This window comes from Cupriavidus sp. WS (genome assembly GCF_000395345.1).
Classification (GTDB): Bacteria; Pseudomonadota; Gammaproteobacteria; order Burkholderiales; family Burkholderiaceae; genus Cupriavidus; species Cupriavidus basilensis_B.
In genome coordinates this window covers 12,971-34,441 of the sequence record NZ_AQPL01000049.1, presented here as the reverse complement: position 1 = coordinate 34,441, position 21,471 = coordinate 12,971, and the positions used below count along the sequence as shown (strand labels likewise).

The following is a 21,471-nucleotide window of genomic DNA, read 5'->3' as shown; positions in this document are numbered from 1 at the left end:
ATGGTGTCAAACAATGCACATGCCGCTGTCGCAATGGGCGAAGAGCACGCCGTTGCGCTCATCGAGATCAGCCTGGTCCAGCGGAACGCAATCGTGGTGCAAGAAGGCATGCGGATCTCGGCGGTGTAGGTCCCGCTCGAATGCGATCGCGGCTTGCCAGTCGGCTGGCTTGTTGTCGCGTATATCGCGCCACTCCTGAGCCGTGTGGTTCGGGCACATGTAGCACGAGCTGCGCGGGGGATCTGGCCAGCCCATCCGCTTCACCAATGCGACGCAGTCGCCCCGGTTCATGCCGCGCTCGATCAACGGATAGCGCGTGCGCCATTTATGGCTCCGGGGCTTTTGCACCCGCCCGATTTCATCGACGCTGATTCCGAGCCATGTGTCGACGAGCTCAACGTGGTGCCGGTTGGCCCAGCGTTTGATGACCTCTCGCTTCCAGTATGATGAGCACCAGCTGGACAGCTTGCCGACCTCCCCGCTGCGGGTGGAGAACGCCGGCAACAGCAGCGTGCTGTTGTCCACGCCACCGTATAGATCTCGCTCCTCGAACTGGCTCTTATAGATGCGATGCAACGTCACGCCGACAGCGGAAAGCGCTGGCGCGATGACGGCATCCATATACGACCATGTCGTCGACTGCTCGCGTCCCGTGTCTACGATGACGGCAAGATCTGGCCTGAGCTCACCCATGACGATCAGTGCGGCGATCGCGGCGGACTGGACGCCACCGCCAGAGGCCCAGAGTTGCGTTCGGATCATCGTTGGCCGCCCGCGGATGTGAGCGCAGTGCTGAATGCAGGGTTCAACTCAAATCCGGTTGCGGCCCTGAACAGCTCGGCTGCCCCCCGGATGTACTGGTGGATCCATTCCGTGACTAGCCAGCGCCTACCCAAGCGTTCTGCCGCGAGCCCCGTGCGAATCGTGCCACCAAACGGATCTACGACCAGGTCACCCGGCTCCGTTAGGAAGCGGATAAAGAAGTCAGGGATTTCGGTGGGTTGCATTGCGCCATGGACTGGCAGCCCCAACGCCTTTGCCTGTTGGCGATAATGCCGCGTGTCTGCGCAGGAGTGCCCCCGCTCAAGGACATTCCGGCTCAGGCGTCCTGCCGTTTCGGCTCCGAACGATCCTGGGCGGATGCGATATGCGCCGTTCCCATAAATTGCCGTGCGAGCCTCGCCGCCGCCGCGAATCAAGCTTCGATGGCGGTCGGTGTGGTTCTGCAGGACCCGTCGGTTATCTGAGCGAATACGATGCGGATCGTTGGTGAACCATAGAATTGGCTCATAGGCGGTAGCGAGCTGTACCCGGTTGACGCAGGCCCACCACGTGGGTGCCGGCGGCTTGCTGTAGTTCACCCATGGGATACGGTCCATCAGGGCCAGGTCGAATCGATCGTGAAGGGCCAGCACGAGGCGTTCGACGTAAATGGAGCGCGCGGGGCTGCGTTCTTCGAAGATGTCGTTCGAGACATTCAGGACGATGCTTCCGCCTGGAACCAGACCGGCTACGATGGGCTCCATGACACTGCAAATGAAGTCGACGAACTCCGCGGCCGACGGATTGCCATACGCCCGCGCATGGCGCAGTGGATAGGGGGTCGAAGTGAAGCACAGCGCGATCGGCTCGCCCAGGTTTGGAAACACGTCCTGAGACTTGCTCCAGATCGCAACGCCCAGATCTGTGTTGAATGCAAGCAACTTCACGCCGGACGTCGCGCGGTCAAGCTCTTTTCCAGCTGGCTCGGAAAGCCGCCAGAGTCCGCGTTGGTCGGGCATGCGTTCGATGATGCCAAGGCGCTTGAGGGTCTGCTGATGCCAGCGGATGGCGCGTTTGAACGGACTGTGTAGCGCGGCTGCGGCGCCAATAGGTTCGCGGCGCAGTGTCTCTGCCGGCTCGATATCGGCCGCCTTGGCCACCGTACCATACAGCTCAGCATTGGAAATGGGCCGATCGGGCGCGTCGGTGAAGGCCGCTGCCACGTGGGCGAACAAATCCATTTGGGCGGTCATCGGCGAGCCTCGCCCGCGCGAGATAGTGCCCGTCCGCATGCGGCATACACGGTATCGGACGGATTGGGAAATGCATCGTGCAGGACGCCATCGAGGAGCCGCCCAGCAGCTTTCGTGCCGACCCGGTGCATCACCGTCACCGGGAATCGGCCGTCGTCGCGTGCCCGCGTGAAATCCTCGACAGTCTTGAGTTGCAGGCCGTATCGGTCCACACAAATGCCACCACGGATCCAGGTCGCTGCCTTGCTTGCCCATTGCCAGAACGACTCAAACGTGCGGAAGACAGCTTCGCCGGTGGTGATGTTCCGCGCTCTCGTGTGCCATTCTCCCCACCGCTTGAAGAGATAGGGCACACCAGCGGCCGCGCACTGGTCGCGCAGGCTACGGAAGCTGTCCGGCAGGGTGTAGCGAGCCTCAGGCCCCGACTCGCCGCCGGCGATGATCCAGTCGATCGCACCAGGTGAGCAATCGTTGCCAGACGTGTGCAGCAGCTCGCCCGTGATGGTCGAAAACACGTTCACGGGGCCGAGCAGCGGCTCCAACGAGAGAAAGCGCAGCTTCGCGGGCGTGCGAAGCAGTTTCGGAATGTCGCGGTCCGCTTCGGCCTGGTTGACTACGGTCGCGCCGAGCCAGATGTCTGCCGGCGGATTGCCGGCGATCCAAGTGGCGAGCCAGGGCACCAACGGGTTATCCGCGCAGTCGTCGCGGAGCATCAGCGTGTTGAAGGCGTCGCCCAGTCGCTTCGACGCGTTGCCGATGCGCTTCGTGAGGACGAGCTTGTCGAGATTCGGCGTTTGGCGCCAGAGATCGAGGACGTCGATGAACCACTCGATCGGCACCTCGTTGTCGAAGATATCGGCCAAGCTCGCAAAGAACACGCGCTGTCGACGGCCGTGGACCGCCGCGAACGCGGCGTGAGCGGCGTTCCAGCGAAGCGGCTTGCGCCAGTTGGCGTCCGAGGTCCGGCGCCGTTGCGCCCCGGGCCCCCAGTTCGGGGCGGTCCCACCCCCGAAGCGCGCGTTACGCCGTTCAGCATAGCAGTGGTCGCAGCCTGGGCCGACCTTCTGGCAGCCTTCCCATGGCGAGAATGTGTGGTCGCACCATTCGATGTTGGAGTTTTCGCTCACGATTTTGTCTTGGTTGGTTGTTCCAATGCGTGTGCCAGGTGCCGAGCGTATGTCGACACACCGCGCCAGTAGGTCGCCATCGGCCCCTTGCGGCGGCGCCAGGCTTGCTCCGCCTCGGTATTCGCCTGGTCACGAAGTTGGCGCAGGACCAGGGCCATTGCTTTGCGCTGTTCCAGGGGCAGGCGTAGCAGATTGCGCGCCGCTGGAAGGCGCAATAGTGGATTGAGATAGCCCATCATGCCGCTCCTACATGGTGCTTGTCCTCGCTGCGCTGCTCTGCGGCCAGGAGGGCGCGGGCGAGCGCTAGGAAGTTGCCGGGCGTGTTGGTGCTGCACACCAACCACTCTGCGCGGCCCGTTTGCTTGATGACCCAGCCGTGTTGCTCTGCAATCTGCATGAGCGCTTCATCCGTCAGCGCCTTGGCGCTCGGTTGCGGGGCGGCAGGCGATACGGTGAGCCGAGCCGCTTCCAATGCCAGGCGTGCGCGGAGTGCGTAGTGTTTATCCCATCGCCGTGTATGTACCTTCGTGCCGTCATCGCGGGTGTATAGGTCTTGCGTTTCGTTGGGGTCGTTGCCATCGAATTTGCACAACGAACGCGCCGCCGCTTCCACCTGAGCATCCGTCAGCGCGGCAGGCGATGCGCTCGCACGACGCATGCCTTCATCGACCCCGCTCCGGTAAGCTGGGTTCGTCAGTGGGCGGGAATGAGTTCTCGAAAAGGCATTGAAGATCTTCATCATCAGCGCCTTCTCTCGCACCGAGCACGCCTCCCAGCAGTCCTTGCCACCATCGTCAGCGTGGTGGAGCGATTTCATCAGAGACTTGAAATCCGGCGTAGGCGATTCACTCGGCGCAAGGGCGGCAGGGCGAGCGCCACACCAACAATAGCCGCACCATTCGCCGTTCAGATCGGTTACATCACCGGTTCCGTTGCACGTCCTGCATAGTCCCGTCTGTTGCGCGCTGGCCCCGGGCTCGCTCCTGGCAACATCGGGCGGCGTTGGAGCGGCGGCGATCATGGCGCGGTAAGTGCCAAGAGTGCCGATCGCGGCTATGCCGGCATGCGCCATTTTGTCGGTCGGCTCGACCGGCACCAGCCGCCATTCTTTTCCATCAACCAGCATGATCGACCTCCACAATTCCAGATTTCTTTTCATGCTCATGCAATGCCTTGGTGAGCATCTTCACGGCCTGGCGGATGTAGGCCGGGACTGCGCAAATTTCCTGTGCCTTGGCGTTCAGCATCTCCGATGCCCGTTCTGGTGAGGACAGCCCGGCCGCAACGGCTTTGTGCGCTCCGCGCAAGAAGCCACGCTGCATATCCTCATCGAGCATGTATTCGCAGCGCATCCATGCGAGCAGCCGTCGCAAGTGGTTCACCTGGGAGTTCGTCAGTGGCATGTCTGGGACGTTCTCGTCTCCAGACAGCGTGAGGGGCTTTCCATCAATCATCATGGCTTGCTCCTTGGGTGGCGAGCGCGGCCCGTGCGTCTCTCCCGATGCAGTAGAGCTGGCAGAAGTCATCGACCACGGCCGTGTCGCTGGCATACCAGCGCAACCCCAGCTCTGTCATGTGGCCCTGAAGCTGCCGCAGCATCTCAGCCAGGCCGGTCGCCTTGCCACCGAGAACCAGCGCGTTGGCCGCCTGCTGGAGCAGGCTCGAGTAGTCCACGCGCATGCCCTGGTGCTCTTTCGCCAGTAGCGGCACGGCCGGCGCCGCCTGGGCTGCTGGCTGCGGGGTGGTGGCATCCGAGTAGCGAAGCAAGTTGATTGCCTCATCGCATGCGCTTGGTGTTGCAGACCAGCCGCCCCAGTGCCCGTAAGCACCCTTGATCTTGTCGAGCAGATCGCATGCTTTCCTGACTGCCGCATCGGAGGGGCGGTACGCTACCAGCCGCACATCCTCTCCGGCCCGCGGCGCCGATTGCCCCGCGAGTGCGGAATCAATCCGGGCCAGCATCGCGGCGCAGTCGGAAGTCTGTGGAGGACCGTCATACGCGCCGTGCAGCCAGCGCGACGCCTCGCCTGTTGGCGACGATTCGGCGGCTGCCAACAGAGCGTGCGCCGCATGTACCGCGCATCGGAATCCCGGGACAACCGTTTCGCCGAGCGGGACACATTCACCGCATGCGTGGTCTGGGAGGTGCGGTGGTTGCTGCGTAATCCAGCGCGCGAATAGAAGCAATAACGCTTTGGTTGGCGGTGCCGAGGTAGGCGTTCTTGTGGCGGTCATAGCGGTCTTTGGGAGGAGAGATTGCAGCCGGCACTCACACGAATGCCGTGTCTTCGAGCATACGTAAGTGGGAGGAAAGTCAACCGGTTCGCGACGGAAGTCATGTCTCGCTGGTGAGTTCAGATCAGGCGGCGCGGCGGTGAGGGTCTTAAACGTCGAACTGGTTGGGGATGGTGAGGCCGGCGGCGATGGCGTCCGCACGGAGGCGGGCCGGATCGATGGAGTTGGTCTGCAGAGCGGTCAGTACGGCATCGGCGAAGGTGCGCAGGGCCCGCAGCTCATCGGCCAGCTGCTCGGGCAGGTAGAGGAATAGGCCGCCGGCGAGCTGGGCCACCGCTGGTGTCTCCTTCGCGATACGCACCAGAAGCGCTTCGGCGCTAGAGCGGTCCACGCCCAGACGGCGCTCGAGTAGCGCAACCGACGCAGCGCGATGGGCGCGGATCAATTCGAGCGCGGCATCGAATAGGGAATCACGTTTCTCGGTCACAGGTCGAGCTCGGCGCGGCTGTTGGCCGGAGGCAAGCGGAGGAGCCGCAGATAATCGACGTTGGCATCCCACTCGATGTAGGGGATGACCTCGTTGGCGTAGTGTCGGCGCTTCTCCTCCATCCGTGCGTCATAATTCGGGTCTCCGGTCATACCGAGGACCTCGATCACCGTCTCGGGCTTGGTGTCGGTGAGCACGAAGTCGGGGTGAACCGCGGCGCGGCCGAGGTGTCGCACCGGCTTGCGGAAGGCACGCTGCTGGGCGATCAGGTGGTCTGCCATGGCGATCTCGTGACTCGAATCGCAGGGAAGGAACTGCCGGTTGGTGAGCATGGCGGCCGCGTCGACCACCGTGAGGTAGTTGGACTTCGATCGCTCGGCCGCGAGGATTGCGACGCAGCGCTGATCCGGTTTGCCGATGCCGGCGAGGGGCAGGGCATAGGATCGCAGGATGCGTTCGTATAGCGCGGCGGACGCGAAATATGCTTGCTTGCTTTGGCGCAGAATCAGCATGCCGCCGTACTGGGTCGGCTTGTGCGCTTCGATCTCACCGATGACCAGGCCGCGCGGATTGGCCTCGGCCGTGGGTTTGAGCCGTGCCCGGAACGCTTCGAGTTCTGCGAGGATCTCGGTCTTGCGAGAGGGGTCCCACCGTTCCATGACGTGTAGCAAGGCGTCACCGGGCTTCCCGTTGATCCTGCAGTCGGCAAGCTCCGTCGTCAGCTGCGACCAGCAGATATTCCAGCCGCGCCCGCCGTGGCCAGGCCAGACATTGAGGCCCGCCGCCTCCCACGCATATTCGAGGAACGCGAGTAGGCCGGCTGTGCGTCGTTGAGGCCGCGCGACTGCCGAAGGTGTCCTGGCCACCGAGGACTTTGCCGGCGATCGGGCGCTCACAAACAAGGAGAGATCGAGCCGAACGTCATGATGCCCGTCGCGCTGGCGGAATGCATCGAGCTCGGCGCCCTTGCTCTCCGACCCCGCCGTTCGTTGATGGAACCGACAGGAGGGGGAATGCAAATGCGCCTGCTCCGGCCAGCGGGCGAGCAAGAAGGCGCCGCTGTAACGCCGGATCACCAGCTTCGGTCGAGGGCTGCGCAAGCTGCAACCACACTCCGCAAAGCCCTGAATCGTCTTGGCTCGCTCCAGGGCACGGGCATACTTTGCCGGGTTCTCCTGAACATCCTCGAGCGGGTATTCGGTGGCGCCGATGCGCACGCTGGTCATGCTGGAGTCCTCCTATACGCCGGCATCCCGGAACATGGTGTAGAGGTCAGTGCGGATCTCGGAAATGTCGAGTTCGCACTTTGCACGGGTCATTGCGACGTAGAGCAAGCGCATCTCTTCTGGCGCCATCGTCTTGTCGCCTTCGTCGTCCGTCTTGAACCGGAAGTCGCCGGCGAGCCGGACGCCAGCCCATTCGAGGCCTTTGGCCCGGTGCACTGTGGAGACCAGGTAGTCGGCTTCGGCCTCGGGAGACACACGGCTCAGGATCAGGCGTAGGTAATCCACTCCCTCGTTGTCGATCAGCTTGACAAGCGGTAGCAGGTCGCGGCCGGCGAACGACTCAGCGTACTCCTGCACGTCTTCCCAAGTCTCAAAGAGTGCCAGGGTGGCGGGGAAGCCGATGCGCTCGCCGCGCATCAGCTGCTCGGCGCCGTCGGCGAACGCCTTGAGTTCCTCGATGTTCGCGCGGATCGCGACGCGCTCGCCTCGCGCGATGCCCTGTGCTAGATGGGACAGCACGGTGGCGTTCTTGCGGCAGAGGATGGCGTTGACGCGGTGCCGGGCTGGTTCCGACTGGTGGAGCACGCGCGAGGCCAAGCTGTCCTGACCGCGAACCGGCGTCTCCTCGTCCATCAAGTGCAGGACCCGACTGGCCAATTGCGCAATGGCGGGCCCGAAACGGAATGACTCCGTCAGCGCGCACTCAGGTGCTTTGATGTGGTCCATGGCGTTGACCGCGCCACGCCATTCATAGATCTGTTGGTACGGGTCGCCCACATAAACTACCTGCGAACGCTGGCCACGCAACACGGACAGCATGAGACCGTCAGCATCCTGCGCTTCGTCGAACAAGATGAAGTCGGCGCCGATGGCTGGGCGGCTGCGCTCCCAGAGCTTCAAGTACACATCATGGGTGATGGCCGAATGGGCCGTCGGATCGATACTCTCGGCCCACAGCCGGTTCACATAGGGCAGCAGTTGCTCCCGTAGCGCTTCGGCTGCGGCTTCCGTAATGACCGGCTCGACGGGGATGTGCCATGCTTGCGGATCGGCCTGGGCCGACCGGCAGAACCGCGCCACGCCGTCTTTGACAATGCGGGCGACTTTGCTTGCCGATAGCTCGAGGTTCTTCCCGATCGTGGTGGGCAGGCGCATTGCGCTGAGGCCGTAGCGTATCGCAAGCTGAAACGGTGGCTCCACGGGATTGCGGAGCTTCCGAGTGATCTCTTCCCGGGTCGCGCCGAAGGCGAGTGAATGCACCGTGCGGCATCGCGTGTTCGAGGGGAACTTGCGAGCGGCATCCTGTGCGATCTCCTTGTTGAAGGCCAGATACAGCCCACGCGCGCGGCCGCGGGCTTCGGCAGCCAGGCGCAGCGTCGAGGTCTTGCCGGCGCCGGCATAGGCTTTGACCTTGACAGGGCCACCGGCTTTGACCGCTTCTACGACGGCATCTTGCTCTTCGGTGGGGTTCATGGGGTGACCTCCAACTCGGGTTGGCAGCCCATCGAGGCGCGCACCTGTCGGCGAATGGCGGTGGTTCGCTCGTCCGCTTGAGCGCAGCGGCGAGCGCGCTCGCCGCTCAGCTCGTCGACCCAGTAGGAGAAGTTGACGGCGCTGGCTGGACCAGTCCACGACTGCCATTTCGATTGAATCGCAGCGCGGATTGCCTCCGGCTGGGCGAAGTACAGAGCGCGTGCCCTGCGCCAAACGCCCGCGGTGAAGTCGCGCAGGCGCTGCTCGTACATTTCGGACTGGCGCCGGCGCCGCTCGAATTCCTCTTCGGGCGAGTGCTGCTCCTCGGCAATGTGCTCAGTAAAGAGGGGATAACGGTTGCGCTCGCGTTGCTGCTTGCGTGCAAACGCGGCCTGCTTGCGGGCGCTGAACGTGAGCGGCTCGTAGCGCTCGGTGCGGAGGAATCTCATGATGGCGGCGATGTCGAATGGTCTAAGACCACGATACCGGCCCCATGGTGAAGTCAAGGTCGCCGGCGCGAAGTTGGCCGAGAACCATTTTGCTGCGGGTTTGAGCGGGACTTTCGCTTGAAAGCTATATGATTTAGCCCTTCTTTCGAGGAAAACATGTCCCAGCCCAACATTCGTGAGGTCTCGCTCGGTATCCGACCCAGGGCGGAGCGAGAGTTCGTGCCACACGGTGATCCGGCCTACCCGGAAGTAGCCCCCATCGAGGCGTTCACCTTCAAACGCTACCTTGATCGCTTCTTTTGGCACCCGCGGCCCGAGGATGTCCGCTTCGAGGTTCGGGCCATACCGTCGCCTGCAGGAAGCATCTACGACGTGGTCGCGGTAGTGGGCGCGGGTATCGGCGAGGCCTGGTTCTCCGAGGCAGCTATCCCCGAGCGGTGGGACTTCGTCGCGCTCACAGAAAACAGCTTTGGTCTCTCGAAGATGCAACGGCGGAAACTGAAGGAGCAGGGCAAGCTTGAAGACGACGATAGGGCGTGCGTCGATGGTCCCCTGCCGGACTCATCCTCACTGGAGAACCCGGAGGAGGTTGAACAACGGCGGTGGGCCGTGCTCGCGCGGGTGCGTGCGGCGAGCAGAGCCGGCCGACTCGCTGCAACGGAAAATTGAGCAAGGCCGGCTTGTCGACAGCAGTGCCTTCGCGGTAACATCCACACGCTTTCTCGCGCTTCTGCGCATCGACTTCGCCGGCGTGCCGGTCATCTGCTTTTTTCACCCATTGGGGCCTTGTCCCCATTGGGCATGGCTCCATTTCTCGGAGCCATCGTGGAACCTCTGCTCGACTCTCGTCCGACTGCAATCGCTACCGCCGTGGTGGTGCTTGTTCTGTTTGCGGCACTCTTTTTCGTTCTCACCACGCCCAGCATCCCTTTGCTGATGTTTCAGCTTTCGTCGTGCGCGACGATCGTTCTGTTGACAGTCAGTGCCTGGGCCGTGACCGCGTTCGATCAGCTTTCGAGCGCGCCGGCCTGCTAGAGGCTAGGCTCGGCCCATGTTGCCGTGCGAACCCTTCTGGGCTTCGCATGGCCCCAACTTTATCCCGTCGGGAAACATCCCGCGGGGGTGTTTTCCCGTCCATCCAGGAAACACCATGCACAAAACATTCATCGCTATTGAGGTCGGCCCGGTGCCTGCCGAAGAGGACTCTGCGCAAGTCGGTCAGCCCGACTACGCTGTGCGCTCGCGCCGCGAGTCTGCCGCCTACATCCGCCAGTTGCAGCGCATCTTCGGAAGCCATGCGCCGGCGGTTCTGTCGTTCATTCGCCGGGGCTTTGCTCATGAACTCGGTCGGTATCACGAAGTCGTCGCGTACATGAATCGAGAGGGTGCGCAGGTCTTCAGCGAAGATCGCCTGCCTGCGATGTGGGATCACATCGCTCGCGCCGAGCTCATGTGGTGCGAGATCGCCGACAACTACCGGCGGCGCTACTGCGCCGGCGAGGTGGATCTTGGCGACATCCCTTCCTTCTACCGTGATCCGGTACCAGCCTTTCCGGATCATCCGGTCGCGTGGTGGATGGCGGTTGGCCTGGCAGCGTTCCCGCTGCAGGTGCGGCTGATCGCCCACTGACGTACCCAATTCTTTTTATCCGGCGGGAGCCATCCCGCCGAGGGTGTCTCCGCCATCATTCATCGAGACACCCACCATGTACAACGATATTCTGGTCATGCCAGATGCTGATGATTTTGGTTCGGTAGCGTACCCGTTTCTGCGTCGGGGCGCGCATGAGTAAAGCCGCCAAGCGCCGCCTGTATCAAGACGCGAGCGAGCCGCATAAGGCGCTGCTCGGCATGTTCAACGTTGTCGGACGCCGCCATGCCATGCATGAAGTGTTTTCCGATTTCGTCGAAATGTCGGCACTGGCGATCAGCAATGCTGTCGACCGTCATCACTTCGAGGAGCGAGAGGAGCGCTATCTCGCGGTTGCGAAGAAATACGGTCGTGACGAACTGACTCTCTTTCCCGAGATGCTTGGCGCACTGACCCTGGTGTTCGAGGAGCGAGTCCAGACCTGGGTGCCGAGCGGAGACGGCCTGGGAGACATCCTTGGCCAGACTTTCATGATGCTGGATCTGGGCAACAGCGGCACGGGCCAGTTCTTCACTCCGTACTCGGTCTCGCGAACCATGGCCCGGATGACGATCGGTGATGGCAAGCCATTTGTCGAGCGTGATGGGTTCGTGACCCTCCTCGAGCCGACCTGCGGCGCTGGCGGCATGGTAATCGCATGCGCTGACGCTTTGCATGACGCCGGGCTGAACCATCAGCAGGCCATGCATGCCACATGTATCGACATCGATCCGAGATGCGTCCACATGACCTATCTGCAGATGGCGTTGCTGCATATCCCGGGCATCGTCATTCACGGGAATGGCTTGACGGGTGAGTCCTGGAGTCGCTGGTTTACTCCGGCTCACATCCTGGGCGGCTGGGGGCGCAAGCTGAGGCGGCACCGGCAAGATGGTGAAGCTGATGCTCCAATGCTGACCGACGATATATCGGAAGACGTGGTCGACGAGGCAGCATACCCCTTGGTCGAGCCCGGGACGGTTGGAGTCGCGTCCGAGCCTCGAGCGCTCGTCTCGGCACCGGCGATCGCCTTCAGGGTGTTCGTGCCAGATGACCAGCTCGCACTCTTCTAGAGTTCGGCGAAGGAATTCCGAAAGCTACTAGAAATTGGTGAGCTTTCGGCGATCTCCTCGCCAGTTCCTCGATTTACGATTGATCTCGGTGGCGTCCCCGCTACCGGGTCTCTCTCTCAACGATGACTCAGGCCCTCTTCGGAGGGCCATTTTTTTTGGAGACACGATGGGTATGTCGTTCAGGAAGAACAGTCGGGTGGTGCATGTTTCGACCGGTGGCAGTCTTCTGGCGGGCCCAGCGGCACTAGCAGTGATAGTTGGCGCAAGGCGGCTCGGGCTCTCGGACACGGTCGCGTGCATGATCGGGGTGATCGCCGGCCTCGCGGTGATGGTATCGGTAAACGCCTTGGTTGCCCGGCAGTACCGAAAAGCCGGATACGAGGATGCCTGACCATGGCCCAAACTGACCCCAGACTTGTGGAAGCCAGTGATGCCTTGGCGCGACGGTTTAACCTATCGCGCCGAGGACAACTGGCTGTCTTGGCTGCCTTGATGCGATCCGATATTGTCTACTCGACAGCCCCGGCAGACGCGCTCGCCGAGCGCATCGGCGACTGGATCATCCTTGAAGGGCTGCTGCCGCCGAGTGTTACGCCGTTTGATTTTCGCGACGCAGTTCGTTCGACCATTCTAGCCGAGCGAGAAGTGCAGGATGCTTCGGTGCAAGAGATCGGGGTGACATCTACCGGGCGCACCGTCGGATACCACATCGGGCGTGTTGACTCGAACGGCGACCGCACCTTGGCTCGTGCAGACGTCACCGACGAACGCTTGGCAGAAGCGCTCGTGAGTGAGGGGAATAATGGCGCCGCCATTCGAGGTATGAGCTATCGCTACGTAATGCGTCCGGTAAATGACGACGATGGCTCGCAGCATAGACTGTCCGTGCCGATAGCAGATGAGGGCTGAGCGGGCTGCGATTTTTCCGTCCCGGTACGGCCTTGGAACGGTCGTTCACATCTCTTGCGTCGAAGCCACTCTTTACAGTATTCTCTTGCCAACTACCGCGTCTGAGACGCATCGACCCCGGCCCTTTTGGTGCCAAAGCTTTTGCTGTACCGCCGCCGTCGGCTCGCCTGACGCGCTGCAATCCTCTTCATCCCATCGGGAACCATGTTCCCGATGCGGCACGGGTTCCCATTTCCTTGCGAGAACCCAAAAATGCAAACCACCGTAAAGCTGGGCCGTATCCGTCGCGGCCGTAACCCCCGCCAATATTTCGACCCCGTGCAGTTGGCGGAGCGCACCGCGTCCATCAAGGTTCACGGTGTCATTCAGCCGGTGCTCGTCCGCCCTGTCGACGATCATGATGCCGACTTTGAGCTGGTAGCCGGTGAGTATCGATACCGCGGCGCGATGGAGGCGCACGGTGCCGATTACGACATGCCGGTGACGATCAGGGAGTTGACTGACGACGAAGCGGACGCGCTGGCCCTCATCGAGAACATCCAACGGGCCGACATGGCACCGTCGGAGGAGGCGATCGCCGCGGCAAGGATCGTTGGCATCGCCCAAGGCGATCGAGACGAAGCTGCACGCAGGCTGGGCTGGTCGCGTTCCACCCTCGACAAGCGCTTGGCGCTCATGAACTGCAGCCCGCCGGTGCTGGAAGCGCTCAACGAACGCAAGATCCAGCTCGGCCACGCCGAACTGCTTGCTACGCTGGCCAAGGCCAGCCAGGACAAGCTGCTTCCCGTGATCATTACGGAGAAGAAGACGGTCGCCGAGTTGAAGAAAACCATCGAGAGCGCCGCGTGCAATCTCGACAGGGCCATCTTCGACAAGATGGATTGCGCGGCCTGCCCGCATAACTCTTCGTTGCAAACGGAGATGTTTGCCGAGGCGATCGCCACCGGCAATTGCACCAATCGCACCTGCTATACCGAAAAGACCGACAAGACGCTCGAGGGCATCGCATACGGTCTCAAGGACGAGTATCCAGTGGTGCGGATCGTTCGCGCGGGCGACAACCATACCCGAGTGCAGCTGGTGGTGGAGGGCGCTACGGGCGTCGGCGAGGCGCAGGCAAAGGCCTGTCATGCCTGCAACAAGTTCGGCGCCGCGGTCAGCGGCCTGCCAGATTCTCTCGGCCGCGTGTTCAGTGGCCAGTGCTTCGATACCGTTTGCAACCAGAAGATGGTGGCAGCGCGTCTGAAGGCGGAGAAGGATGCGCAGGCAGCAGCGGCCAAACCGCCGAAGGCGGGCAAATCGGCTCCCGCCGGCAAAGATGAGAAAGCCTCTGGCCCGGCTGAGAAGCCGGTCACATCGATTAGCGAATCTGAGCGTGTGAAGTCCTACCGCTATGCCCTCTGGCGCAAAGCCTTGAGGCGTGAGGTCGGCTCCAAACCGGATGTGGCGAATCACTACCTGCTGGCTGCTGCGATGACCGGTCTGGCCCGCAATATCACGGCGGACCATTTCGGGAAGATCTTCGAGAAGGTCGTCGATGAGAAGCCGGCAACGGACCTCGCGAAGAACCTCGGCGTCGTAGCAGATGTCGCGCAGGAGAGGCGACAGATGCTGACCGTCGGCATGGCGGTCGCGGCCATTGATGGTATGGACATCGACAATCTCAGGAGCCTTTGCAAGTACCACCAGCTCGATCTGCGACAGCACTGGAATCTCCAGAAGTCGAAAGATTTCCTGGAGTTGCTCACGAAGTCGGAGATGAAGGTGCTGGCCGACGAGATGGGCATCCGCAAGGTGCTCGGCGATGGCTTCGGCAAGCTGTTCAACAAGTCCAAGTCCGAAGTGATCGACGGCCTCGTGGCGGTCGACGGCTTCGACTACAACGGCAAGATCCCCAAGGTTCTTTGCTACTGATCCATCCGGGCGCGTTCCGCGCCTCGGTATTCCCTTATACATTCCCCAAAAGGATTCACCTATGTTCCAGGAACTGGTTCCGCTCGTTCGCGCGAGCGATAAGTTGGTTCTCACGCTGACGATGGTCGGCGACGAGATGAGTGTCGTCGTTGCACCGGTCGCGAAGACGGCAATCGACGGTGCGCTCACGACGCCACTGGCGCTCAAGGCAACACCGGTCGAGCTTGACGAGGGTTTCGCCGCGGCTGTCCGGGCCGTCACCGAGTCGCATCGGTCGTTGACTGAGCAAGCCGAGGCCACCAGTCTGATTCTCGACGCCGCCAAGGCTTCGCAGTCGGCGAAGGCGACCAAGGCGATTGCAAAACCGAGCGCGTCATCAGCCCAGGGCAGCAACGCGGATGATGACGATTCGGATGACGGTGAAGACCGTGATTCCGATGTCTCGTCGGCGCCCGCCCCCGTACAGGCCGGGTCGTCTGGTACTGACCTGGCCAGCTTGCTGTAAGGAGGTGTCATGGCGATCGAAGTCAAGAAGCTCACTCGCAAGTTCGTCTACAACGGCGTGATGCTGCCAGATCCTGGGGCGGATTTCACACCCGACCAGGTGCGCGATATGTACACGGCGCAGTATCCCGAGCTCACGACAGCCGCTGTCGAGGGCGTGGTGGTTGAGGGAGACGTCGGCCGTTACGAGTTTGTCCGCGCCGCCGGCGCCAAGGGGTGACCATGCGTCATCGTGATCTGATGAGGGCATTGGCGGAACCCGTCGAGTCCCTTGCCAAAAACTCGCCGCCCGAAAGGGCGGTTTTTTCTTCCGACAAGGAGATGGAAGCATGCTGTTCGATCCTCGACCAGTTGATGCGGAGCTCGCAATTCAAGGGGAGGAGTGGTCGTCAAACAGACACCCTGATCGTGCCGAACGCTGCGCTGCCCATGCTGTTCTGACCCTGCCTTCGCTGAAGGCTTCAGTCCCGTCCTCTGGGACGGTCGTGTTTCCTCAGGACGCGGACTATTCTGCGCTCGCACGGTTGCATTTCGAGTGCGGTCCTCTCCGCGCGGCCGATGTCAAGGACGCGCGCAATGCGGGCGATGCCTTTGCACAGGCGCTGTTCGCCTGGTTCAAGCGCAGGATGCCGCACTGTCAACGGATGACGTTCAACGTCGATCTGTTCGATCGCAGTAGCGCTTGTGATTCGCTGTCCTATCGTGACGAGGTGGATGTCTTCACCGACGACCTCTATCTCGCGATCGAATTGCCGGAGAATAGCTACTTTGCAATCGGGACCACGCGTGCCGAAGCCTTGCGCGCGACGCACAAGGATCTCTTGCCGACGGCGATGTCAGTCATCGACGAAGCCGCTGGGAAGACACTCTATCTGCGCACGCCAGACGAGCTTCTTGACATGTACGCTCGCTGGTGGTGGGAGTACGACCCCACTGCCGATGATGAGACGGCGCGCGAATATCTTGAATGTCACTATGAAGGTGACACTGAGACGATCGCCCGGCACCTGCCGTCCGCGGTGAGGGCGAGCATGGCGCCGGACGATGTACTGCCGTGGTGGCTTCGTCAGAAGCGGGCAAAGCGCTGGCGGCCAATGAGCGATACGGCGCTTCGAATTGTGGCTGCGAAGACCAAGGGCGACGTGCGCAAGCTCTGCATCGCGATCCTCGACCTGAGAGTCGCGATGCGCGGGACGCCGAAAGGGCCTCTGATCGAAGGCATTTGGGCTGACCCAGCCTACAGTGCCGCAACGATCCTCTATACCCGCGACGACGACTACGTGGGCGAGCTACTGGATGACCATTATGAGATGGCCAGTCAGTCTGGCGAGTTCACCGCTTACCAAGCCTATGTGCCCATTGCAGGTACGCCGAAAGCGATTCAGTCGCAGTTTCGGCAGTGGTCGCAAGCGCTGGAAGTTATCGGACGGCTGGATCATCTACTCACTTTGATATCTGATTAGGAGCCAATCTTGAGCACCTTTGTTTCTGCATCACGAACCCACGAAGTGGCTCCGAAAGGAGCCATCGTGCTTTATGGGCCGGAGCGTGGGACTTTTACCTATGCGACCGCTCACAGCATCAAAGCTGACCCGGCGACGGGCCGGCCGATGCTGGATGTGGCCGTGCCGCTCAATCGTCGCGCCTTGCTTCATGCACTGAAGCAGGTCGCTGAGAACGCATTGCCTAAGGGGGAGTTCCTGCCGCCGACGATTCTGTCGGTGAATCAGGACGCGATCACCTGGTGGTGCGCTCCGGCGAACCGGCGGGTGTTCATGGACTGCGCGGAACTCGGCAATCGGTCCGCGGTTGTTCCGCATCCGGGGCTTGTCTTCCGCGCCGCATGGAATGGCTTCTCGGTGTTTGCCGTGGCCGAGGACATGCGGCCGACGCCGGAGACGGCGCTGTACGAGCCGCCTTACTTCAACACGTGGGACGATGGGAGTATCTGCATTGGTTCGGCACATGTCCCGAAACAGGTTGACGTGGCCTCCGTCGAGGGATGGGAACGGGCGTTTTTCAGTTCCGCATTCACCCACCCCAACCACGGCCGTCAACGTGTCGCATACGAAAACGGTGTTTATGCCTTCTGGCGCGACATGCTCGATGGCCGATTTCAGAGCTATCCGAAGGAAGTCCTTGTTCCCATGAATCGTACGCTGGGGCAGTTGCTCGCAGGTGCGAAAGGAGGCTGACCTATGCACCCGATGGATCGTACCTTGCAGCAATCTCTTCCGACTGTGATGGCACCGCGCTTCGCCGAGTTGTCGCCCTTGGAGGCGAACGGCGAACGGCTGATCGCCGCAGCCAATGGCATCTTCTTGGAAGCACGTCGACCATGGATCCGGATCGTGCGTCGCATTGCAGAGTATCGCGTGCCAACGGATGTTCCTTACGGAGCCGTCGAGGAGACCACGGACTTGCTCTGCGGGCGCATCCCTGCCGATCTGGTCGGCGACTTCGCAAAGCTTGCTGCCGATGCGATGCCGAACGAGGTCGGTGCCTGGATCGTCTGGAACAGCGAGGGCACGCGCTTCAGCCTTGTGCCGGTCAAGATCCTGAGCCACGGCCCGGGTCACCTGGATTATGAGCGTCCGAAGCTGGCACCTGCAGAATCGCTCGTGATGGATCTGCACTCCCATGGTCGGCTGCCGGCATTCTTCTCGACCACGGACAACGCGGACGATCGATACGACGTGAAGTTCGCGTTCGTTCTCGGCAATTGCACCGCAGCGACGCCTTCTATGGCGTTGCGACTATGCGCCAAGGGCATTCTGGAGGAAGTGGAGCGGATACCGGCTGAATGGTACCGTGCTGCGCGTCGCGAGGAGCCTGCAGTATGACGGTGACTCACACGATTCCGACGGAGATGACCACGCGCGCTTGGTCAGTTGCGGTTGTCGGCGCCGGGGGGACAGGCAGTGCGCTGCTGCCCAGTCTGGCGCGGCTGCACCACGCGATGGTGGAGCTCGGGCACCCTGGTGGTATCGAATGCACTGTATTCGATGACGACACGGTCAGCGAGACGAACGTGGGGCGGCAGGGCTTCTACCCCTGCGACGTCGGACAGTACAAGGCGACGTTGCTGGTAAGTCGCCTCAATATGTTGATGGGTACGCGCTGGGAAGCGCAGACCTGCCGTGTGGATAGTCGCACCCGATTCCATCATGACCTGGTGATCGGGTGCGTCGATACGCGCCGTGCTCGCAAATCGGTCCTCAGCGGCATGGTGAACGGACGCAACGGCTATTACCTCGACTGTGGCAACGAGACGGACCGAGGCCAGGTTGTACTGGGACAGGTTGGCAAGAGGATTGCTTACCGGCTGCCTCACGTCGGTGATCTCTTTCCAGACCTCATTGACCCGGCCGGAGACAGGGCCGATACCGCCCCGTCCTGCTCGATGGCGGACGCGCTGCGCAAGCAGTCGCTGGTCATCAACCAGGCGATTTCGGTGCAGGCATTCAACCTGCTATGGACGTTGTTCCGCACAGGGACGTTGAAGTATTCGGGCGTATTCGTGAACCTCGAGACGGGGCGTAACAGCTCGCTGCCAATCGACCTCGCAGCTTGGGAACGGTTTGGTTACAAGCCCTACGTGCCCGCGCCGCGCAAGCGCACCAAGAAGGGTTGACACGCTACGGCTTGGACGCACCGCATCTCTGGCATCGCATCACTCGAATTTTCCACCCGCTGGGGCAGGTCGCCCGGCGGGCGTCTGCTCCAGCACTCCCACTAGGAGTCTGACATGCAAATTTCGCCCACCCGCAGTGGTACCGAGCTGGTATTCCGTCGTGTCTACGTGACCGGAGACTGGCTGCCGGACGACTTCGCGATTGGCGCATACTGGGATGGGGCACTCTGGAACGGGTTCCCTGTTCCGCTGTTCTCTCTCGAAGACGGGATGGCGCTATGTGCTGCCATGCCGAGTTTGGCTTTCGACGAGGTTGCCCAGGTCTTTCGCATGGAGGATGGGGAGGACCAGCTGTGGTGTCCGCAGGTCGCGCGCGTTATCGACGGCCGGGCTGTGGACTTGTATCTGATCGGCGACAGTTGGTGCTGGCAGCTTGCAGAGGCCGGCGAGCCCGCCGCGGCAAACAGCGAGATCTGACCTCAGTGCTGTCCGACTGAACATTGGTCCCACAAACAGAAAATGGACTGTTAGAATAACCAGACCTATCGCGTCTGAGACGCATCGACCTTTCCGACTTTTTAGCCGGACATCTGTTTTCCTCCCACCACGGGCCTTCCTGCCCGTGGGCATGTTGGCCCATTTTCATTTCGAGGCCATCATGTTCAAGCGTTTCTTCCTGATTTCCCTCTGCTTCTTTGTTTTCACCGGCTGCGCCGCGCAGCAGACGTCTCCGAACGTCTATCGCGGCAGCGAAGCGCTGCGCACCGGCTCCGCGGAGACGGTCACCGTGCTCCGTGTTCGCAGTGTGACCATCACTGGCAATGACGGCTTTATGTCGGCGAGCTCCGGTATTCCCGGGGCCGTCGGCGGGCTGATCGGTGCGGTGCTCGGTGCTGGCGCCATCGGCAGCGGCAACGGCCGCTACGTGGCCAGCGCCTTGTCTGGCACTGCCTCGGCCGCGATCGTTCAAGTCATCGCCGATCGCATGTCTCGTCGCGCGGGCGTGGAGGTCATTGTCCGTACGGACAGTGGCCGCCAGGTTGTCGTGACGCAAGATGCAGACCAGCAGTTCGTCCCCGGAGAGCAGCTGTTCCTCGTGTCTGCCAGCGGCGGCTATCGTCTCACGCGTTGATTGGGCCAATCGGTCCCCATCCCATTCACATCCCCCGCGCGGGCCCTCCGCGTGGGGGCCTTCGCGGACACGGAGCTCATCATGACCCTGACAGTCGAGGGTAAGCCCACCTTCGCCCCCATCGCCACCGACCACATGACGATCGAACAGGTCGCCAGCGAGATCAATCGCCAGTTGCGCGGCACCGAAATCGAACCCGAATGGCTCATTCCTGCCAATTTCCTGGACGACCCGAATGAGGCGACATTTGGTCCCTTGTGCAGCAGACTGTGGCCGACCGTCCCGGCGCGTGATCGGCTGGCGGTATCGGTCCACCGAGGTTGGTCCGAGGGCTGGCATGTCTACATTGACTGGATCTGTCACTTGGGCAAAGTCCCCAGTCTGGCAACAAGCGCTCAGAAGCTGCTGAAGGCCAAGACGCTCTCGTCGAAGCAAGCCTGGGCCGTTGCCTGTGCAATCTCAACCATGCTCGATATCGCCTGATTCCCGGCCAACTCCTACAAGCCCAAGAGGGCTTGCCCAACCGCTGACGGTTCGGCAAACGCTTTTGATCGCGTCGCAGACGCATCGAAACCCGGCTGGTCCATACCAGCCACAACCCATCGCGGGACACTCGTCCCGTTGGGAAGGGGTGTCCCGGTTCCATTTGGACTCCCCATGAAACTTCCCAAATCCCTTATCCAACCTCACATTCCCTCGAACCCTGCCGCCTGTCAGGTCCTCCGGAAGGATGCCTGCCGCGTGCTGCGCCGCGTCGCCGGAGATCTGGCATTGCGTCAACGCGACTACACGATCCTGGCCCGCCGGCGGCCCCACCACCAGGCGGAGGTCTTCACGCTCCAGTCCGTTTCTCTTTGCGTACAGATTGAGCATTCCACTGCACGGTCGACGGCGCTGATGTCGTTCCGCACGTGCCGTGGCCGCCAGGACCATACCGGTGGCCGCGACAACGCCGTCAGCCTAGAGAGCTTCGGCTCGAAGGAAGGCTACGCGAGCCTGCTTGGGGCCCTGCGTGTTGTGGCCGGTCGTAGGAGCTAGCGATGACCGCCCTTGCAAAGGTGGTGTTGAAGACCACTAACGGCGACGAGCTGACGTGCGCGGTGCACTACGACCGCGACTCGAACACGGTGACGCTGCCAACTCGGGTTCTTGATATCCGTGACGATGCGATCGACCAGGGCGACCGCTACGTGCTGTTGCTGATCGACAATGGATACCAGTACCCGTTGGTTCGATCCAGCCAGGCTTCGTATCGGGTGGATCGCGCAAGTGTTCAGCGTCGGGGCTGGTCAAAAGGTATTTATAACGCACTTTTTAACCCGTCGAAGGACCAGAGGCTGCAGTATGGCCGCTTCCTTCACACGTTAAGTGCGGCTTCTCTGGTGGGCGCAATCACCTATACGTCAGGGCACGCAGCCTGGGCGTCGGGGGAAATCGCGAATGCAACACTGCTCTTCGCCGGAGCCGTTGTATTATTTTGCATCGGCGCAGTACTTTCACAAGGAGAACGGCAATGACTGGCCTCATCGTATTCGTGGGTTCGCTCGTTCTGGGCGCCTACTTCCTGTGGATCAACGAGCGCGGTCGGAATTACCACAAGGACTGACCGTCCCTGATTCACCGTCGGCGTGTTTGCGCCGACAGCATCCATGAACGCACCCCT

29 protein-coding genes are annotated in these 21,471 nt (G+C 61.8%); 18 read left to right on the top strand and 11 right to left on the bottom strand.

Features of this window, described 5'->3' with window-relative positions; all coding sequences use genetic code 11:
- Nucleotides 1-6: 6 nt before the first annotated feature.
- From K206_RS40785 to K206_RS0105190, 11 genes are all read right to left on the bottom strand, one after another.
- Entirely contained in the window at nt 7-762 is a 756-nt protein-coding gene (locus K206_RS40785; RefSeq protein ID WP_020201359.1) for a hypothetical protein, read from the bottom strand.
- Nucleotides 759-2,015: a site-specific DNA-methyltransferase gene (locus K206_RS0105235; protein WP_020201358.1), complete on the bottom strand. Its 1,257-nt coding sequence runs from the start codon at nt 2,013-2,015 to the stop codon at nt 759-761. Before K206_RS0105235 ends, K206_RS40785 begins: the two co-directional genes overlap by 4 nt.
- Nucleotides 2,012-3,142: a phage Gp37/Gp68 family protein gene (locus tag K206_RS0105230; RefSeq protein WP_020201357.1), complete on the bottom strand. Its 1,131-nt coding sequence runs from the start codon at nt 3,140-3,142 to the stop codon at nt 2,012-2,014. The genes K206_RS0105235 and K206_RS0105230 overlap by 4 nt, the downstream gene beginning before the upstream one ends.
- Nucleotides 3,139-3,381, bottom strand: coding sequence for a hypothetical protein (locus tag K206_RS41405; protein WP_231401555.1), 243 nt, complete (start codon nt 3,379-3,381; stop codon nt 3,139-3,141). Before K206_RS41405 ends, K206_RS0105230 begins: the two co-directional genes overlap by 4 nt.
- Nucleotides 3,378-4,301, bottom strand: coding sequence for a hypothetical protein (locus K206_RS42660; protein WP_155887958.1), 924 nt, complete (start codon nt 4,299-4,301; stop codon nt 3,378-3,380). The genes K206_RS41405 and K206_RS42660 overlap by 4 nt, the downstream gene beginning before the upstream one ends.
- Entirely contained in the window at nt 4,258-4,599 is a 342-nt protein-coding gene (locus K206_RS0105215) for a hypothetical protein (protein WP_020201355.1), read from the bottom strand. The genes K206_RS42660 and K206_RS0105215 overlap by 44 nt, the downstream gene beginning before the upstream one ends.
- Nucleotides 4,589-5,197: a hypothetical protein gene (locus K206_RS42655; RefSeq protein ID WP_155887957.1), complete on the bottom strand. Its 609-nt coding sequence runs from the start codon at nt 5,195-5,197 to the stop codon at nt 4,589-4,591. Before K206_RS42655 ends, K206_RS0105215 begins: the two co-directional genes overlap by 11 nt.
- A 328-nt stretch (nt 5,198-5,525) precedes the next feature.
- On the bottom strand, nt 5,526-5,864 hold the full coding sequence (locus tag K206_RS0105205) for a hypothetical protein (RefSeq protein ID WP_029043262.1): 339 nt from the start codon (nt 5,862-5,864) through the stop codon (nt 5,526-5,528).
- Entirely contained in the window at nt 5,861-7,090 is a 1,230-nt protein-coding gene (locus K206_RS0105200) for a DUF1173 family protein (protein ID WP_020201352.1), read from the bottom strand. Before K206_RS0105200 ends, K206_RS0105205 begins: the two co-directional genes overlap by 4 nt.
- Before the next feature lie 12 nt (nt 7,091-7,102).
- The gene (locus K206_RS0105195) at nt 7,103-8,563 is read right to left on the bottom strand and encodes a 3'-5' exonuclease (protein WP_020201351.1); all 1,461 of its coding nucleotides are present in this window, start codon (nt 8,561-8,563) and stop codon (nt 7,103-7,105) included.
- On the bottom strand, nt 8,560-9,012 hold the full coding sequence (locus K206_RS0105190; RefSeq protein ID WP_020201350.1) for a hypothetical protein: 453 nt from the start codon (nt 9,010-9,012) through the stop codon (nt 8,560-8,562). Before K206_RS0105190 ends, K206_RS0105195 begins: the two co-directional genes overlap by 4 nt.
- A gap of 156 nt (nt 9,013-9,168) precedes the next feature.
- Here K206_RS0105190 and K206_RS0105185 point away from each other — a divergent pair, with 156 nt between their 5' ends.
- The 18 genes from K206_RS0105185 (at nt 9,169) to K206_RS42640 (ending at nt 21,325) form a co-directional block, all read left to right on the top strand.
- Nucleotides 9,169-9,681 (top strand): hypothetical protein, encoded by a 513-nt coding sequence (locus K206_RS0105185; RefSeq protein ID WP_020201349.1) that lies wholly within the window; start codon nt 9,169-9,171, stop codon nt 9,679-9,681.
- A 156-nt stretch (nt 9,682-9,837) separates the two neighbouring features.
- Entirely contained in the window at nt 9,838-10,047 is a 210-nt protein-coding gene (locus K206_RS0105180) for a hypothetical protein (RefSeq protein ID WP_020423683.1), read from the top strand.
- A 115-nt stretch (nt 10,048-10,162) separates the two neighbouring features.
- On the top strand, nt 10,163-10,642 hold the full coding sequence (locus K206_RS0105175) for a hypothetical protein (RefSeq protein ID WP_020201347.1): 480 nt from the start codon (nt 10,163-10,165) through the stop codon (nt 10,640-10,642).
- A 155-nt stretch (nt 10,643-10,797) separates the two neighbouring features.
- Nucleotides 10,798-11,715, top strand: coding sequence for an N-6 DNA methylase (locus K206_RS0105170; RefSeq protein WP_020423682.1), 918 nt, complete (start codon nt 10,798-10,800; stop codon nt 11,713-11,715).
- Nucleotides 11,716-11,881: 166 nt separating this feature from the next.
- Entirely contained in the window at nt 11,882-12,106 is a 225-nt protein-coding gene (locus K206_RS42650; RefSeq protein WP_020423681.1) for a hypothetical protein, read from the top strand.
- A 2-nt stretch (nt 12,107-12,108) separates the two neighbouring features.
- Nucleotides 12,109-12,624 (top strand): hypothetical protein, encoded by a 516-nt coding sequence (locus K206_RS42645; protein ID WP_155887956.1) that lies wholly within the window; start codon nt 12,109-12,111, stop codon nt 12,622-12,624.
- 252 nt (nt 12,625-12,876) lie between these two features.
- Nucleotides 12,877-14,538 (top strand): PRTRC system ParB family protein, encoded by a 1,662-nt coding sequence (locus K206_RS0105165; protein ID WP_020201345.1) that lies wholly within the window; start codon nt 12,877-12,879, stop codon nt 14,536-14,538.
- Between the two features lie 61 nt (nt 14,539-14,599).
- Complete coding sequence (locus K206_RS0105160) at nt 14,600-15,043, top strand: PRTRC system protein E (RefSeq protein ID WP_020201344.1); 444 nt, start codon at nt 14,600-14,602, stop codon at nt 15,041-15,043.
- Nucleotides 15,044-15,052: 9 nt separating this feature from the next.
- A complete protein-coding gene (locus K206_RS0105155) occupies nt 15,053-15,262 on the top strand; it encodes a PRTRC system protein C (RefSeq protein WP_020201343.1) in 210 nt (69 codons plus the stop codon).
- Between the two features lie 109 nt (nt 15,263-15,371).
- Entirely contained in the window at nt 15,372-16,505 is a 1,134-nt protein-coding gene (locus K206_RS0105145) for a PRTRC system protein F (protein WP_081651323.1), read from the top strand.
- Nucleotides 16,506-16,514: 9 nt separating this feature from the next.
- Entirely contained in the window at nt 16,515-17,237 is a 723-nt protein-coding gene (locus K206_RS0105140; protein ID WP_029043259.1) for a PRTRC system protein B, read from the top strand.
- Nucleotides 17,238-17,240: 3 nt separating this feature from the next.
- The gene (locus tag K206_RS0105135) at nt 17,241-17,885 is read left to right on the top strand and encodes a PRTRC system protein A (protein WP_020201339.1); all 645 of its coding nucleotides are present in this window, start codon (nt 17,241-17,243) and stop codon (nt 17,883-17,885) included.
- Nucleotides 17,882-18,676, top strand: coding sequence for a PRTRC system ThiF family protein (locus tag K206_RS0105130; RefSeq protein ID WP_020201338.1), 795 nt, complete (start codon nt 17,882-17,884; stop codon nt 18,674-18,676). Before K206_RS0105135 ends, K206_RS0105130 begins: the two co-directional genes overlap by 4 nt.
- 114 nt (nt 18,677-18,790) lie before the next feature.
- Complete coding sequence (locus K206_RS0105125) at nt 18,791-19,153, top strand: hypothetical protein (RefSeq protein WP_020201337.1); 363 nt, start codon at nt 18,791-18,793, stop codon at nt 19,151-19,153.
- A 181-nt stretch (nt 19,154-19,334) separates the two neighbouring features.
- Nucleotides 19,335-19,808: a membrane protein gene (locus tag K206_RS0105120; protein WP_029043258.1), complete on the top strand. Its 474-nt coding sequence runs from the start codon at nt 19,335-19,337 to the stop codon at nt 19,806-19,808.
- Nucleotides 19,809-19,889: 81 nt separating this feature from the next.
- On the top strand, nt 19,890-20,291 hold the full coding sequence (locus K206_RS0105115; RefSeq protein ID WP_155887955.1) for a hypothetical protein: 402 nt from the start codon (nt 19,890-19,892) through the stop codon (nt 20,289-20,291).
- Between the two features lie 174 nt (nt 20,292-20,465).
- Nucleotides 20,466-20,846 carry a hypothetical protein gene (locus K206_RS0105110; RefSeq protein WP_029043257.1) on the top strand — a complete coding sequence of 127 codons (381 nt, stop codon included), beginning with the start codon at nt 20,466-20,468 and terminating at the stop codon, nt 20,844-20,846.
- Between the two features lie 2 nt (nt 20,847-20,848).
- Nucleotides 20,849-21,325, top strand: a complete 477-nt coding sequence (locus tag K206_RS42640; protein ID WP_155887954.1) for a hypothetical protein — start codon at nt 20,849-20,851, stop codon at nt 21,323-21,325.
- Nucleotides 21,326-21,471 lie beyond the last annotated feature (146 nt).